This is a genomic window from Cyanothece sp. BG0011 (genome assembly GCF_003013815.1).
In the GTDB taxonomy this organism is placed as follows: Bacteria; Cyanobacteriota; Cyanobacteriia; order Cyanobacteriales; family Microcystaceae; genus Crocosphaera.
In genome coordinates, this window is the sequence record NZ_PRLH01000048.1 from 1 (window position 1) to 14,610 (window position 14,610).

At 38.8% G+C, this 14,610-nt stretch carries 14 protein-coding genes and 1 tRNA gene; 7 read left to right on the forward strand and 8 right to left on the reverse strand.

All coding sequences use genetic code 11. The features are described from left to right. Nucleotides 1-397: GTPase (locus C4E06_RS06425; protein ID WP_157951121.1), on the reverse strand; the 397-nt coding region annotated here is incomplete at its 3' end. Between the two features lie 294 nt (nucleotides 398-691). Between C4E06_RS06425 and C4E06_RS06430 the strand changes: the two genes are divergently transcribed. Beyond that, complete coding sequence (locus tag C4E06_RS06430) at nucleotides 692-889, forward strand: hypothetical protein (RefSeq protein ID WP_107667310.1); 198 nt, start codon at nucleotides 692-694, stop codon at nucleotides 887-889. Nucleotides 890-1,055: 166 nt separating this feature from the next. Continuing rightward, nucleotides 1,056-1,910: a methyltransferase domain-containing protein gene (locus tag C4E06_RS06435; protein ID WP_107667311.1), complete on the forward strand. Its 855-nt coding sequence runs from the start codon at nucleotides 1,056-1,058 to the stop codon at nucleotides 1,908-1,910. Between the two features lie 92 nt (nucleotides 1,911-2,002). Here C4E06_RS06435 and C4E06_RS06440 read toward each other — a convergent pair whose 3' ends face one another. From C4E06_RS06440 to C4E06_RS06455, 4 genes are all read right to left on the reverse strand, one after another. Next, nucleotides 2,003-2,275 carry a YiaA/YiaB family inner membrane protein gene (locus tag C4E06_RS06440; RefSeq protein WP_107667312.1) on the reverse strand — a complete coding sequence of 91 codons (273 nt, stop codon included), beginning with the start codon at nucleotides 2,273-2,275 and terminating at the stop codon, nucleotides 2,003-2,005. A gap of 125 nt (nucleotides 2,276-2,400) precedes the next feature. Next, the gene (locus C4E06_RS06445; RefSeq protein WP_107667313.1) at nucleotides 2,401-2,841 is read right to left on the reverse strand and encodes a DUF29 domain-containing protein; all 441 of its coding nucleotides are present in this window, start codon (nucleotides 2,839-2,841) and stop codon (nucleotides 2,401-2,403) included. Between the two features lie 4 nt (nucleotides 2,842-2,845). Beyond that, the gene (locus tag C4E06_RS06450) at nucleotides 2,846-3,784 is read right to left on the reverse strand and encodes an isoaspartyl peptidase/L-asparaginase (RefSeq protein WP_107667314.1); all 939 of its coding nucleotides are present in this window, start codon (nucleotides 3,782-3,784) and stop codon (nucleotides 2,846-2,848) included. Beyond that, nucleotides 3,781-3,945 carry a DUF2256 domain-containing protein gene (locus C4E06_RS06455; RefSeq protein WP_107667315.1) on the reverse strand — a complete coding sequence of 55 codons (165 nt, stop codon included), beginning with the start codon at nucleotides 3,943-3,945 and terminating at the stop codon, nucleotides 3,781-3,783. The genes C4E06_RS06450 and C4E06_RS06455 overlap by 4 nt, the downstream gene beginning before the upstream one ends. 68 nt (nucleotides 3,946-4,013) lie before the next feature. Here C4E06_RS06455 and C4E06_RS06460 point away from each other — a divergent pair, with 68 nt between their 5' ends. From C4E06_RS06460 to secA, 5 genes are all read left to right on the forward strand, one after another. Further along, nucleotides 4,014-4,340: a helix-turn-helix transcriptional regulator gene (locus C4E06_RS06460; RefSeq protein ID WP_107667316.1), complete on the forward strand. Its 327-nt coding sequence runs from the start codon at nucleotides 4,014-4,016 to the stop codon at nucleotides 4,338-4,340. A gap of 11 nt (nucleotides 4,341-4,351) precedes the next feature. Then, nucleotides 4,352-6,391: a mechanosensitive ion channel family protein gene (locus C4E06_RS06465; protein ID WP_107667317.1), complete on the forward strand. Its 2,040-nt coding sequence runs from the start codon at nucleotides 4,352-4,354 to the stop codon at nucleotides 6,389-6,391. Between the two features lie 5 nt (nucleotides 6,392-6,396). Beyond that, nucleotides 6,397-7,407, forward strand: coding sequence for a fatty acid desaturase (locus C4E06_RS06470; RefSeq protein ID WP_107667318.1), 1,011 nt, complete (start codon nucleotides 6,397-6,399; stop codon nucleotides 7,405-7,407). Between the two features lie 693 nt (nucleotides 7,408-8,100). Next, entirely contained in the window at nucleotides 8,101-9,483 is a 1,383-nt protein-coding gene (locus C4E06_RS06475) for an RNA-guided endonuclease TnpB family protein (protein ID WP_107667319.1), read from the forward strand. 262 nt (nucleotides 9,484-9,745) lie between these two features. Then, nucleotides 9,746-12,547: a preprotein translocase subunit SecA gene (gene secA / locus C4E06_RS06480; RefSeq protein ID WP_107667320.1), complete on the forward strand. Its 2,802-nt coding sequence runs from the start codon at nucleotides 9,746-9,748 to the stop codon at nucleotides 12,545-12,547. 103 nt (nucleotides 12,548-12,650) lie between these two features. On the opposite strand, the gene C4E06_RS06485 is transcribed toward secA, so the two are convergent. The 3 genes from C4E06_RS06485 to C4E06_RS06495 all read right to left on the reverse strand — a co-directional run bounded on the left by C4E06_RS06485 (nucleotide 12,651) and on the right by C4E06_RS06495 (nucleotide 14,601). Further along, a tRNA-Ser gene (locus C4E06_RS06485) sits at nucleotides 12,651-12,736 on the reverse strand. 85 nt (nucleotides 12,737-12,821) lie between these two features. Further along, the gene (locus C4E06_RS06490; protein WP_107667321.1) at nucleotides 12,822-13,595 is read right to left on the reverse strand and encodes a hypothetical protein; all 774 of its coding nucleotides are present in this window, start codon (nucleotides 13,593-13,595) and stop codon (nucleotides 12,822-12,824) included. A gap of 40 nt (nucleotides 13,596-13,635) precedes the next feature. Continuing rightward, nucleotides 13,636-14,601 (reverse strand): glycosyltransferase family 4 protein, encoded by a 966-nt coding sequence (locus C4E06_RS06495; RefSeq protein ID WP_107667322.1) that lies wholly within the window; start codon nucleotides 14,599-14,601, stop codon nucleotides 13,636-13,638. Between the last annotated feature and the right edge of the window lie 9 nt (nucleotides 14,602-14,610).

A 14,610-nucleotide genomic window follows, 5' to 3' on the forward strand; every position in this document is an offset into this window, starting at 1 on the left:
CCGCTTGCATTAATCCTTGTTCGGGGGATTCACATTTATTTACCGCTAATAATACAGGAACCTTTTGCCGTCTTAACCAGTCAGCAATCTCACGATCGCCGGCTGTGGGGCCCAGTTGTCCATCCACGACAAAAAGGGCTGCACTGGCTTCGGTTAAGGCCGCCATGGCCTGTTCTCGGATCAAGGGTAAAAATTCTGTGTCATCATCGAATACTAACCCCCCTGTATCCACCACTTGAAAATCGCGATCGCGCCAAAACGCCGGCCGATAAGTGCGATCGCGGGTAATTCCGGGTTGATCATGTACAATCGCCTGTCTATCTTTGGCTAATCGGTTAACCAGAGTTGATTTGCCCACATTGGGCCGTCCAATAATCGCAACAATAGGTAATGCCATAATAATTAATCTAAGATATTAGTTCGTAGAGATAATAATTTTGCTTGATCTTTAATGATAACGATTTTTTTAGGTAATGAGTTCAACGATTCCTGACATTATCCTTCGTTCTCATCTCCTAACCTTTATATGTCTATAGGCATAGGTGTTTCCACGATCCCAAATAAAATGTTAAGTTTTATAGAGAAAAGTTCATTTTGTAGCAAATGTTACAGAATTATGTGTTATAAATAATAGTGAGGGTGAAACAAACCACCATAACAAAACACCATAAACAATCGGAGTCTAAAAATTATGTCTACTCAACAACAAGCAAGAGCTTTAATGATGCGTCATCACCAAATGGTCAAAAACCGTCAACAATCGATGTTGGGACGGGCGGCCTCTGAAATTGGTGTCGATGTCGAAAAAGACTATTGGACAACTATTCAAGGTAAACCCTGTGCTGGTTTTCGTAATTCCTACGATCGCTCAAACGCTGCGATGAGTTAATGATAGTTAATGCTTTTTGATCGTAACAAATTAAATAAACTGTACGACAAACCGTAAAAGGGTGTTCTTCAGAGGAAGAGCCCCTTATTATTTTTTCAGATTGATCACTGTTCACTGATAACTGTACACTTTAGGAAGTAACAAAATGTAAACTTACCCTTGATTTATGAGTCAATCATCTAACCTATCAGAAAAAATTGCTCAATTTTATGACACCTCAAGTAATCTATGGGAACAAATATGGGGTGAACATATGCACCACGGTTACTATGGTAGAGGGGGGAATTGTAAACTTAATCGTCGTCAGGCACAAATTGATTTAATCGAAGAACTTTTAAATTGGGCCAATATAAAAGATGTGACTAACTTAGTTGATGTGGGTTGCGGTATTGGGGGAAGTACCCTCTATTTAGCCGAAAAATTTCAGGCAAAAGCAACAGGAATTACCCTATCCCCTGTACAGGCCAATAGAGCCACAGAAAGAGCAACTCAGTTCAAATTAGAAGAAACCGTACAGTTTCAAGTGGCTGATGCTTTAAATATGCCCTTTCCAGACAATAATTTTGACTTGGTGTGGTCCCTTGAAAGTGGGGAACATATGCCAGATAAAGAGCAATTTTTTCAAGAATGTTATCGAGTCTTAAAACCAGGTGGGACTTTTATTTGTGCGACTTGGTGTCATCGACCTACTAATTCTTGGGCGGGAGAATTAACCGAAGATGAAAAACAACATTTAGCAGAAATTTATCGGGTTTATTGTTTACCTTATGTGATATCTTTACCCGAATACGAAACCATTGCCCGTGACTGCGGTTTTAATCATATTAAAGTAGATGATTGGTCAATGGAAGTTGCACCTTTTTGGGATATTGTTATCGACTCAGCTTTCAATTTAGAAGCCATTGCAGGGTTATTAAATAGTGGTTGGCAAACCGTAGAAGGTGCGTTATCATTAGGTTTAATGAGTCGAGGTTATGAACGAGGTTTAATTCGTTTTGGCTTGATTTCCGGACAGAAATAATGGTAAGCATTCAGCATTCAGCTTTTGAATAAAAGCGGGAAGCATTCGTTTAACCTCAATCAGTTTTGATGATAAAGATTCATAAAATTATATTAATTATGTTCGGAAAGTAACTTTTCTACTTTAGCTTCATCTACACGAGAAACTAATTTGTTTCTTTCATGTAAATCTCTTTGGGTTTTCGTTAAACTAATGGTAGAACCCACGGTAAACGTTAAACCCATACCCATAAAAGCCTTAATCCAACCATCAACTGGTAAATAAAGAATGCCGATAGTTGTTGTTGATATGGCTAAAATAAAAGATGCCCAAGTTTGAATGACCCAAGCCGCACTATGATCTTGAGTTAAATTGTTTCTGCTCATATTAATTATCTCTAGGTGTCAAGGAGGAAAAAGATAAAGTCTTGATACTAACGAGAATAATTGAAGAAACTAAAAATAGTCTGGGCAAAGTGACAGTTTTATAACTGAACATTGACTAATAATCTTTAAAATAGCAACTCTTCTAAAGGATAAGGACATTCTTCAGGTAAATCAACATCATACTCGGCCTTGACAATTTTAACAGCATCTTGATAGATTCCTTCAAAGTTTTCTGTAAGTTTAAGCTTCATACTTGGGGAATATTTACGGCTCATATTAACTTTAAAAACCATCACCTCCCCCTGCCATTTTCTATAACAATCTTTTAAGGGAACGTAATCAATTTTTAGCCTATGTTCAATTTGTCTAATTAACAAACTAACCACCGCATTGTATTCGCTACGTCCCAATGCTTCAATCTCCTCAATAATATTATCCCAGTCTAATTTATCTAAATGCTTTAACCCTTGATTAGTATTGATCAACTTCCGTAAAGCATCAGCTTGTTCAATTGTCCATTGATAATAATCGGTTTCGTAAGTATTCAGAAAACCCAGGTTAGTCATAACTTTAACAATATCCCATTAATTCCTCTGTTTGCCATTCTAAAGTATCCCCAATGGCAGAACCATTATGATAAGCCGCCAGTAAAATTTCGCTGGTTTTACCCCAACTAATGACACCATTATGGTCCAATGCGATCGCTCCTAAGTCTCTGTTTCGCTGTTTGCTTTCTTCCATGGATTTTTGCATGGCATCAGGTAAAGATAACCCATCTCCAACACGAATCACTACCCTTGCAGCAAAACACTCGTTAACGATATCTTCCCCTATCCCCGTACAACTCACCCCGGCCTCTGCCGTTGCATAGTTCCCGGCCGGCATAGCAGAATCGCTCACCCGGCCTATTCTTTCTAATCCTTTTCCCCCGGTAGAGGTTCCGGCCGCAATTTTTCCCTGGGTATCTAAAGCCACAACCCCGATCGTTCCTCGGCCTGCTTCAAAAGACTCTGGCTTACCAATTAAACTCCCCATTTTACGCTGAAAATCATCTTTCCACTCTTCAATCCATTCTTTCGCCCGAAACTCGGTTAAGGGGTCATAAACGGGGATATTTAACTCTCTAGCTAACTCGGCCGAACCCATATCTGAGAGAATGCGATCGCTTTCGTCCTGCAAATATCGGGCTAAGTCGATAGGATTTTTCACACGAGAGATATTGATCACACCGCTAAAAGTTTGACTCAACCCTTCCATTAACGATGCACTCATGCGAATTTGTCCATCAGATTGTAACACCGATCCAGTTCCTGCGTTAAAGCCTGGCTCATTTTCGAGTAACTGACACCCCCTAACCACTGCATCTATAGATGGTTTCCCATCTTTTAACAATTGATACACTTCAGTGACAATTTTATGGAGGGTAGGACGGACTTTTTCTAAACCCCCTTTATCGTATAGGGAACTCGCACCTCCATGAATGATTAGTTTAGGTTGGGTTGTGGTCATAAATTTTGATCCTGTATTTGAGAGCGTCTTCTGCGACATCGTTCAGAGCAATATTTTACATCATCCCAACATTTGGCCCATTTTTTTCGCCATGTGAAGGAAAGGCCACAAACCGGACATATTTTACTGGGTAAATCGGACTTTGAGGGTTGACGAGCCATTGATTAAGTTATCAGGGAGTATCTTATTGTTTTATTATAGGATTAAGAAAATTATGATTAATTGATTGATGGTAACCAGCACTTCCACCCAGTTATCAACTATCTTACTGGGATTTCGGGCTTTATCTGATCCCATTCGTTTACAAGTTTTGGAGTTATTAAAACGTCAAGAATTATGTGTTTGTGATCTCTGTGAACAACTTGATATTAGTCAATCTAAACTCTCATTTCATCTAAAAAATCTCAAAGAAGCTCAGTTAGTGCGATCGCGTCAAGAAGGTCGTTGGATCTATTATCGTTTAAATTTATCTCAATTTGCTCTGCTGGAAAATTATTTATCTCAATACCAACAATTTCAGGATATTTTACCTGCATCCCCTTGTGACCCATCATAATTAGATGACTAATGAAGATCAACACTTGTTTCCCTTACTTTCCTTTACTTAAACAAAAGATTCGTCAGATTATCATTTTAGGATTGACCACTTTTCTGTTAACAATCATCTCAACTCCTCTGGTGTTAGGGCAGTTTCCTCCTGTTTCTTCATCGGGGGATGCAGCCATAAAAACCCAGACACCTTGGTGGGACGCCAATAAAGCAGAACCCTGTGGACGATTGTGGTGTAGTACGGTTCATTTATTAGGGGGTGTCGATAAACTGTTTCAAGTTGCTGTTGATCCCACCGCTATCGAAAATCCTAATAATGCTGCCTTTAGAGTAGAGGATAGGGCCAAAGAAGTTCAGAGAATTTATGATTCGATTTATGCTCGGGTTCGTCAGTTAGAATCAACAGAACAACAGGATCAAGTTCAATCTACAATTAGTAATCTTGGTAACTGGAAAGATTTATTTTTTGATAGAAGTAATTTAGGTAAACATCCTGTCACCCCAAAGATTGAAGTGGGAATCAGAAATAATCAAACTGTTATTTATGTACCCGAACAACTTGACTTAGGATTGTCGGGACAAACTATTGTTACTATTAATAGGGCTGATAGTCTTCATTACGGAAAATCTATTGAAGACATTGCAAAAGAATGGCGTTTGTTAATTGTTGAAAGTCTTAATCAAGCACTCTGGGCCTATGAAATTGATCAATCTTATACTTTTGCTCGATTTTTGATGGCAGTTTTAATCGTTCTTCTTATTGCTATTCCGATGGCCATAATTTGGATCATTAGATACATCATCAACATTTGGAATCGTCGTCTTAGTCGTCAATTACAGGCCTTAGAAAAATCTTTAGCGGTGAATGCAGAAGGATTAACCACCGAGGATGTTTCTGTCTCTGATAATTTAGATAATGGAGAAAATGATCCCCCCAGTCAACCCGAAACTGACTCTAGAGAAACCAACAAGAAACGCAATCTATTCTTACTCTTTAAAAAAGCGATCAATAATCCTGAAAAAGTGATTTTTAAAGCGAAAAATGTTGTCGATAATACGGTTCAAAATATTAGTCAAAACCTGTCTCACTTATCTCTCAAAAAACAAGCCAATATTAAACGACAGCAAAATATTGCTCAATTACTGTTAGGATTGTTATTTTGGATACAAGTATTTTTAGTGTTATTAACAGGAGCGTTAATTGTATTAGTTTTTCCAGAAACTCGTCGTTACAGTTATTTCTTTTTAGGGCAAGCTCTCACGATTCCTATCATTTGGATGTCTGTGGGTATTGCTAATAAGTTGAGTAACTTATTAACTGACTATTACCTCAATCGATGGGCAAAAAATCAACAATTAATTAATCCTAATTCCAATCGTTATACTTTAAGGGTGAGTACCTATTCTAACGCCCTCAAAAGTGGAACAACCTTTCTATTTATTGTCCTCGGTATTGCTCTAACAGTGACGTTTTTAGGCATTAACTTAACCGTATTAGCCAGTGTAGGGGGTGTAGCATTTGTCTTCGCATTTCTATCGAGAAACGTAGTAGAAGATATGTTGAATGGTGTCTTAATTTTATGGACTGATCGCTATGCCATTGGTGATATTATTCAAGTGGGAACCGTAAGCGGTTTAGTAGAAAATATGAATATTTATATCACACAAATTAGAGGGTCCGAAGGTCGTTTAGTTACCCTTCCTAACAGCAAAATTTCCATTGTTGAAAATTTAACTAAAGATTGGTCACGAGTGGAATTTAAAATAGAAATTGCTTACGATGCCGATGTCAGAAAAGCTTTAAATGTTATCAGTCAAGTCAGTGAAGAAATGGAAAATGATCCCACTTGGCAAGATAAAATTGTTGAACCGGCAGCTATTTTAGGGGTTGATAATGTTTCCCATCATGGGATCTTAATTCAAGTCTGGATTAAAACCCAAGCCATGCAACAATGGGCTGTGGGAAGAGAGTATCGATTAAGGGTAAAAGAAGCCTTTGAAACAGCAGGAATCTCCATTGGAGTCCCTCATCAAGAAGTAAGATATCAAGCACTTTGAAAAAGATGAATAAATCTTCAACAGCCAATACTTCCATAACATCAACTCAATTGCGTATTCTACAAAAAGACCTACATCAAGCGATCGCACCTTTCTATACATTCAATCGTCAGATAAGTATCACCCGATTCGCCACCATAGGAATGGTCTGTTTAGCAAGTACCATCATGGCCTGGTATTCTCATCAGCAATGGGCTTTTATCCTGTGGACGGTTTTTGCTGCCATTACCTATGGGTTTTGGCTTGTGTGTACCCATGATGCTGTTCATCAAACATTGACCGGTTGGCGAAATGTTGATTTATGGTTAGCCCGTTTGATTTCTTGGCCCATTTGGTGGCCTGTCGGAGTATATAGTGAACTTCATTGGTTACATCATAGTCGCAACGGCAAAGATTTACGAGATCCTGAACGAGTCCAATGGTCCGAGATAGAATACCAACAATGTTCACCTATAGTCCGTTGGTATGTGCGTCATCAATGGGCTTGGAATATCCTTATAGCAGGATCTTTTGGTTTAATTGGGAATGCTTTCGCTAAAGGTTGGCACTATCGTCAAGAGCGTCCCCAACTGCATCGGCAAATGACTTTAGATTTACTAGGAATATTGTTACTTCATGGTAGTTTATTCATTTTAGTGGGATGTTATGGAATTTGGGGAAAATATATTCTATTTTGGTTAATTGTGGAGTGGGTTGTTGGGGTAATGATGCAAACTCGCGCTCATCTGGAACATTACGACTGTTGGTGTCCCCACCAATCACCATTACTAACTCAACTCTATTCAACCCGAAACGTTAATGGCAGTCTTTGGGTTAATTGGTTGATGGGAGGTCTTCCCTATCACTCCATCCACCATGCTTTCCCTAAAATCCCTTTTGATCAACTTCCTCAAGCTTATCAGGCTGTTCAAATCGTCCTACAAAAACATGGTCAAATACCTTTAGAAATGGAAACAGGCTATTGGCAAAGTACCATTAAAAATACCAAGGTTTACAGCTTAATAATGGATAATTAACAATTTTCCAAAGGTAGAAATTTTAGATTTTGTAGATCCTAGGGTGGGTTAGGTACGAACTGAATTTTGATAAAAACTTATGATATTTTTATCCGCACAGTAACCCACCATCCTAAATATATAGTCTGTTATCCAAAACACTATCAACAATGGTTTATTTTTTATTTTTCTAAAGGGTCAACGGCCCTTGACCCCTACAATATCAAAATTAGCCCATTTTTGAGCAAAAATCTGTGTCGAATACCCAGAGTTTGTCAAGGTTAGTTTACAAAAATTATTGATTAGAACACGAGAACTATATTCACGGGTGGCGGCCTTTTTGCTCTTACTTTAATGCTTAACAGGGTTACAAGTACGCAAAATAGGTACTTTACCCAGGTTTACTGTTATTTTTACTTACAAAAAGAGTATTGTATTTCAAAAATAGTATATCTGAAAATTTACAAAAATACCAAGAACACTGTGAGCGAGAAATAGCCACGTCCTTTTAAGGCGTGGCAGTGGAGCGAACTGGGGTTTTAACCCCCCGTATCTAATTTAAGCTTATCAATACATTCTTCTAAAACTTGCGTCATAGTCTTGTCTTTTTGTTGTGCATAAAGTCTTAGTTTAGCTAATCTTTTATCACTTAATCTAATTGTAAAGTTTTTTAAACATATTGGCAATGCCATTGCAAAACGCTATAATCTTACCATGAATTACCAAACTCAAAAAATCTTGTTAACAGGCAATATAGATGATGAGGCTCACGCTTACCTTTTATGGTGTTGTGAGCAATCAAATAAACTATATAACTCTGTTTTATTTTCAATTCGTCAAGATTACTTTGAAAACTGTAATTACAAAACTTGGTTTGATAAAAATGATAATTACAGAAGAAGTCCTCGTTTAAGACGGATTAAAGTTAGTTATGCTCAATTATGTAAAGATTTTAAAGATAACGTCCATTACCAGGCAATAGGAGGTCAACAAGGACAACAGACTATTAAGTCAGTAGTAGAAGCCATAAAAGGATATAACAAGCTTTTGCCAATGTGGTTTAACGGGGAATTAAAAGATAAACCGAAGATTCCAAATTATCGTAAAAAAGGGTTATATCAGGTTAGTTTTACTTCTCAAAATATCCGTTACGAACCATTAGAAGGAATTTGTTATTTACCTATTGCTAATTCTCAAAGGAAAGAATTAGAAACCCCATCAATTATTATTCCTAGTGGTGTAAATTTTCAATTCTTAGATATAGCCGAGATAAGAATTATTCCTCAAACTAATAAATTATGGGCAGAATATATCTATAAAACTCAGTCAGTTAAAGGATCTAATCTTGATTATTCTCAAGGTTTAGGTATAGATCATGGTGTCACTAATTGGCTTAGTTGCACAACAACAAAAGGTAAATCTTTCATTGTTAATGGGAGAAAAATTAAGTCAATTAACCAGAGATATAATCGTTTTATTGCCAAACATAAACAAGGTCAACATCAAGATTACTGGGATGATCAATTAGAACAGGCTACTCATAAGCGTAATTGTCAGATGAGGGATGCTGTTAATAAGGCAGCTAGATTTATAATTAACTACTGCTTAAAACATCAAATTGGTAATATTGTCTTTGGTTGGAATGACGGACAAAAAAACTCAATAAATATTGGTAAAACTAATAATCAAAACTTTGCACAAATTCCGACAGCAAGACTTAAAAACCCTATTCAACAATTAGCCGAATCAGTAGGAATTATCTTTACTGAAATTGATGAAGCGTATAGTTCAAAGGCAAGTTTCCTTGATAACGATTTAGTCCCGAATTATGGTGAAAAACCCCAAGGGTATAAGTTTTCAGGAAAGAGAATAAAACGTGGATTGTATCAAACAGCTAAAGGCTGGTTGGTAAATAGTGACACTCACGCAGCCGCTAATTGTTTGAGAAAGGTAGCCACACAGCTAGGTTTAGACCTAGCCAGGGTGGGTAAGGAATGCTTGACTGTTCCTAAACGGTACGATCTAGAGAATCTGACTAAATCATATCGTAAGCAAGCGGAAATGTGGCTTCAGCCCATTGAAAGCTTAACTGCTTAGAATCTAGGTGTTTTTAAACCCTAGAGAAGTCAAAAGTCTTCATTTTCAGGCAAATTTTAGGAAAATCGGCAAAATGCCTTTTTTCATAAACTTATGTTAAGCGAAAGAATATTAAAATAAATAATAGTTTATACAAATAAGATAAGTTTAAAAAATATTTGAGCAAAGGCAAAATAACACTCAAGACAAAATTGAGGACAATGGGACAATAAGATAATACAACCTACCATATAAACTAGAATAAAGAATAAAACGATACCTTATGCTTAAAGCTCTATTTGGCGATCCTAATACCCGCAAAATCAAAAAATTACAGCCCATCGTTGCGGAAATCAACTTGCTTGAAGAGGATATTCAACACCTATCCGATGAACAACTCAAGAAAAAAACCGTTGAATTTCGGGAAATACTCGATAAAGCTGACAACGATGAAGAATTAGAGGACATTTTAGAAGAAATTCTACCAGAAGCCTTTGCTGTGGTGCGAGAAGCAGCCAAGCGCGTCCTAGGAATGCGTCACTTTGACGTACAGTTAATGGGGGGAATGGTACTTCATCAAGGACAAATTGCCGAGATGAAGACAGGGGAAGGAAAAACCCTCGTAGCGACTCTTCCTGCTTATCTCAACGGACTTACAGGAAAAGGGGTTCATATTGTCACCGTCAACGACTATTTAGCCCGTCGGGACGCAGAATGGATGGGACAGGTTCATCGTTTCCTAGGGTTAACCGTGGGACTCATTCAGTCCGGAATGAACCCAGAAGAACGCAAGAAAAACTATGCTTGTGACGTTACTTATACTACCAACAGTGAACTAGGATTCGACTATTTACGGGATAATATGGCCACCGCTATGGCTGAAGTGGTACAACGTCCTCCTAATTATTGCATTATTGACGAAGTGGACTCCATTTTAATCGATGAAGCCCGGACCCCGTTAATTATTTCGGGTCAAGTAGAAAGACCCACAGAAAAGTACGTCAAAGCAGCTGAAATTGCCAAACAATTAGAAATACAAGAATCAGAAGAAGACCCCAAAGATTACGAAGTGGACGAAAAAGCCCGCAACGTATTAATGACCGATCAAGGGTTTGAAAAAGCAGAACAACTCCTAGGGGTGACTGACTTATACGATCAAGAAAATCCCTGGGCCCATTATATTTTTAACGCCATCAAAGCTAAAGAATTATTCACCAAAGATGTTAATTACATCGTTAAAAATAAAGAAGTGGTGATCGTCGATGAATTTACCGGTCGGGTGTTGGCCGGGAGACGGTGGAGTGATGGCCTTCACCAAGCGATCGAAGCTAAAGAAGGGGTTCCCATTCAACGGGAAACCCAAACCCTGGCCACCATTACCTATCAAAACTTTTTCCTGTTATATAACAAACTCTCAGGAATGACAGGAACGGCTAAAACCGAAGAAACGGAACTAGAAAAGGTTTATAACCTACAAGTCACTATCGTTCCCACTAACCGTCCCTCTCAACGTTATGACTTTCCCGACGTGGTTTATAAGACCGAACCCGCCAAATGGAAAGCCGTCGCAGCAGAAGTTGAAGACCTACACCAACAGGGCCGTCCCATTCTCGTCGGAACCACCAGTGTAGAAAAATCAGAAGTGATCTCAGCATTGCTACAACAAAGTAAGATCCCTCATAATATTCTCAACGCCCGACCCGAAAACGTCGAAAGAGAATCAGAAATTGTTGCCCAAGCCGGACGCAAAGGGGCCGTTACCATCGCCACCAACATGGCAGGACGCGGAACAGATATTATATTAGGGGGTAACTCTGATTACATGGCCCGCCTCAAAATTCGTCAATTCCTCATGCCTCAAATTGTCATGCCAGAAGATGATAACCTTATGACCGGGGGAATGGGAGGCAATAATCGTCGTCCTCAAGGGTTTGGTCAGGATAGTACCAAGAAAAAATGGCAACCCTCGGCCGATATTTTCCCCACAGAACTCTCCTCAGAAACCCAAACCATGATCAAAGCGGCCGTAAAATTTGCGGTAGACCAATATGGACAGCAAAGTCTCTCAGAATTAGAAGCCGAAGAAAAGATCGCCATTGCCTCTGAAAATGCCCCCACCGATGACCCCGTGATTGAAAAATTACGGGAAGTGTATAAGCTGATTCGTAAAGAGTATGACGCATTTACCGATGCAGAACACGACGAGGTGATCGAGTTGGGAGGACTTCATGTCATTGCCACAGAACGTCACGAGTCCCGTCGGATTGATAACCAGTTACGGGGACGGGCCGGACGACAAGGAGACCCAGGGTCTACTAAATTTTTCCTGAGCTTAGAAGATAACTTATTAAGGATTTTTGGAGGCGATCGCGTAGCCGGGTTAATGAATGCCTTCCGGGTTGAAGAAGATATGCCTATTGAGTCCAAAATGTTGACCCGTTCTCTAGAAGGGGCTCAGAAAAAAGTGGAAACCTTCTACTATGACACCCGTAAACAGGTGTTTGAATATGATGAGGTCATGAATAACCAAAGACGGGCCATTTATGCCGAACGTCGTCGGGTACTTGAAGGGTTAGACCTCAAAGAACAAGTGCTACAATACGCAGAGAAGACCATGGACGAAATTGTAGACGCTTATGTTAACCCTGAGTTGCCCCCCGAAGAATGGGACGTAGAAAACTTGGTGAGTAAGGTTAAAGAGTTTGTTTATCTCCTCGAAGATATCACCGCCAAAGATATGGAAGATATGACCGTAGCAGAGATGAAAATCTTCCTTCACGAAGAGGTTCGTAAAGCCTACGATATTAAAGAAGACCAAGTAGATAAGGTTCGTCCGGGTTTGATGAGAGAAGCAGAACGCTTCTTTATACTGCAACAGATAGACACCCTGTGGCGTGAGCATTTACAGTCAATGGATGCTTTACGGGAGTCCATCGGGTTACGAGGATATGGACAAAAAGACCCTCTCATTGAATACAAACAAGAAGGGTATGAAATGTTCTTAGAGATGATGATCGATATCCGTCGGAATGTCGTTTATTCACTCTTCCAGTTCCAACCTCAAGGACAACCTCAAGCTGTTTAAAGAACACTTTTCAAGGAGTGTAAAAAAATTATCTCATAACTGTAAGGTGGGCATTGCCCACCTTACTTCTGACTTCAAACTTCTGAATTCTGACTTATAAAAACGGAGAGGGTGGGATTCGAACCCACGTTGGCTATTAACCAAACCCGATTTCAAGTCGGGCGCGTTCGACCACTCTGCCACCTCTCCTTAAATTCACTCCCCATTCTAACATGGTTGTAGCGTTAGTCTGTTCATCGTGATCAAGAAATATAGTTAAAGGTTTAGGTAAAAACTAGCTTGGTGATGCTTGAGTCAACACCCTGACACCTTCAAAAGCATCAAATGTTGTTAGTCTAATTTCAAGAATATAGGGATTATCCTTCGGTACTTTGATGTAGTCTCGCGTATCAATTCCTCCTGATGTCCATTGCAGTCCTTCAAGCGTTCTCGCCCCAGAAATCTCATATTGGGTAAACGAAAAAATATCATTAGTTAAATCACTATCTCTAGTGTCAATAAATCCGATAATTGGATTCTCAAATTGGACAACGGCACTAGCAAATTCCCGTTTCCCATCACCAGGCAATCCAAGAAAGGCAAGGAAGTGACTGTTTACTAATGTCCCTGAAGATAGGACAGGCATACTGTCGCGAGAAGCATCCCAATCATAAGCTAGATTACGATCATTAACTTGAGTTTTGTCTGGATTGAAATTAGCAAAAAATTCATTTTCGACATAACTCTCATTTGGTTTTGCAATTCTCACATCTTCCTCAAGGTAAACACCCTGTTTCTCGTCAAATGCGTAAATGACATTGTTAAATTCTGGTACTTCAAAACCACTATCATTGTCGCTGTAAGGAGGAATTGGCGGATAAAAATCTGGAGAATAGAATTCAATTTGTCCACAAGTTGCACGAAAATTGACACTCTCGCAATTTACCTGTTGAACTAAGGCATCTCCCCAAATAATTTTAGCTTGACTCATCTTGGGAAAACCAATAAGTCCTACAAACAAGCTGAGAATTAAAACAAGGAATTGTAGCTTAGAGATAAAGTTTTTCACAATACTTATCTTTCAAGAGAAAAATCATGTTAATTAAAAATTAATTAACATTGGTCAGTTCTAGCATAATGTCATACAGACGCTCTGCCCATGTTTGCCAGTTTAAACGGGTGTCATATTCTCCACGAGAAGACTTGACTAGGTTTTGATACTGATTGGTATCGGAAAAATTAGCTTTAATTAACTCAGCATAATCCTGTCCTGATGCGGATAAGGATAACATAAATCCATTTTTGCCTTCTTTAATGATGGTGGGGATACCGCCTACATCTGTCGTCATCACAGGGATTCCATAGGCATTGGCTTCACAAATAACAATGGGGGAACAATCAGCACGAGTGGGAAAAATGAGAAAATGAGACTTTAACAGTAAATGATTAAATTTTTCTCTTTGTTCAGGAATATTTTTATCTAAATAGGGAATCACCCTCAACCTTTGATGTTTATAGTCTGGTGGAGGAGAACAACCTATTACTAATAGTTCAGCATCGACTCCCATCTCAAGTAAAGATGTTAAAGTCTCAAAAGCCAACTTCCCCCCTTTACGCTCCCAATTTCTACCAATAAATAGCAGACAACAGCGAGAGGCTTCACATTCTTCTTTCTGCTGAGTATAGTCCAATTGATAAGTCTCAACCAATAATTTGTGGGTGACATCAGATAAATAAATAATGGGAATATCTGTTTCTAAATATTGCATTTCTTGGCAGGCCACTGGAGCTAAAATCAGATCCAGAGAATTATGTTGCAGTTGTTCTTGAATGAGTTGTCTAAATTGAGGAGCGATCGCGTTTTTAGCCGGGGGTTGACTTAAAAAACTACCCTTGAGTTTTCGCCATATTTTCCCTGATATTCCTAACACTTTGGGAACTTGAGGATTCCCTAAATTAATCAGGTTAATGGGAACGGAATGGAGGGATTCGTGCATCTTATAGAGTGTTCCCGAAAACACCATTCTATCGAGATAATTTTTAGCCGAAAAAAAGCCTACATTTAATTTATTCATGGAATTAAC

Coding starts and splice junctions, on each gene's coding strand:
- C4E06_RS06430 (WP_107667310.1), top strand. CDS start 692: ATGTCTACTCAACAACAAGCAAGAGCTTTAATGATGCGTCATCACCAA.
- C4E06_RS06435 (WP_107667311.1), top strand. CDS start 1,056: ATGAGTCAATCATCTAACCTATCAGAAAAAATTGCTCAATTTTATGAC.
- C4E06_RS06440 (WP_107667312.1), bottom strand. CDS start 2,275: ATGAGCAGAAACAATTTAACTCAAGATCATAGTGCGGCTTGGGTCATT.
- C4E06_RS06445 (WP_107667313.1), bottom strand. CDS start 2,841: ATGACTAACCTGGGTTTTCTGAATACTTACGAAACCGATTATTATCAA.
- C4E06_RS06450 (WP_107667314.1), bottom strand. CDS start 3,784: ATGACCACAACCCAACCTAAACTAATCATTCATGGAGGTGCGAGTTCC.
- C4E06_RS06455 (WP_107667315.1), bottom strand. CDS start 3,945: ATGGCTCGTCAACCCTCAAAGTCCGATTTACCCAGTAAAATATGTCCG.
- C4E06_RS06460 (WP_107667316.1), top strand. CDS start 4,014: ATGGTAACCAGCACTTCCACCCAGTTATCAACTATCTTACTGGGATTT.
- C4E06_RS06465 (WP_107667317.1), top strand. CDS start 4,352: ATGAAGATCAACACTTGTTTCCCTTACTTTCCTTTACTTAAACAAAAG.
- C4E06_RS06470 (WP_107667318.1), top strand. CDS start 6,397: ATGAATAAATCTTCAACAGCCAATACTTCCATAACATCAACTCAATTG.
- C4E06_RS06475 (WP_107667319.1), top strand. CDS start 8,101: ATGAATTACCAAACTCAAAAAATCTTGTTAACAGGCAATATAGATGAT.
- secA (WP_107667320.1), top strand. CDS start 9,746: ATGCTTAAAGCTCTATTTGGCGATCCTAATACCCGCAAAATCAAAAAA.
- C4E06_RS06495 (WP_107667322.1), bottom strand. CDS start 14,601: ATGAATAAATTAAATGTAGGCTTTTTTTCGGCTAAAAATTATCTCGAT.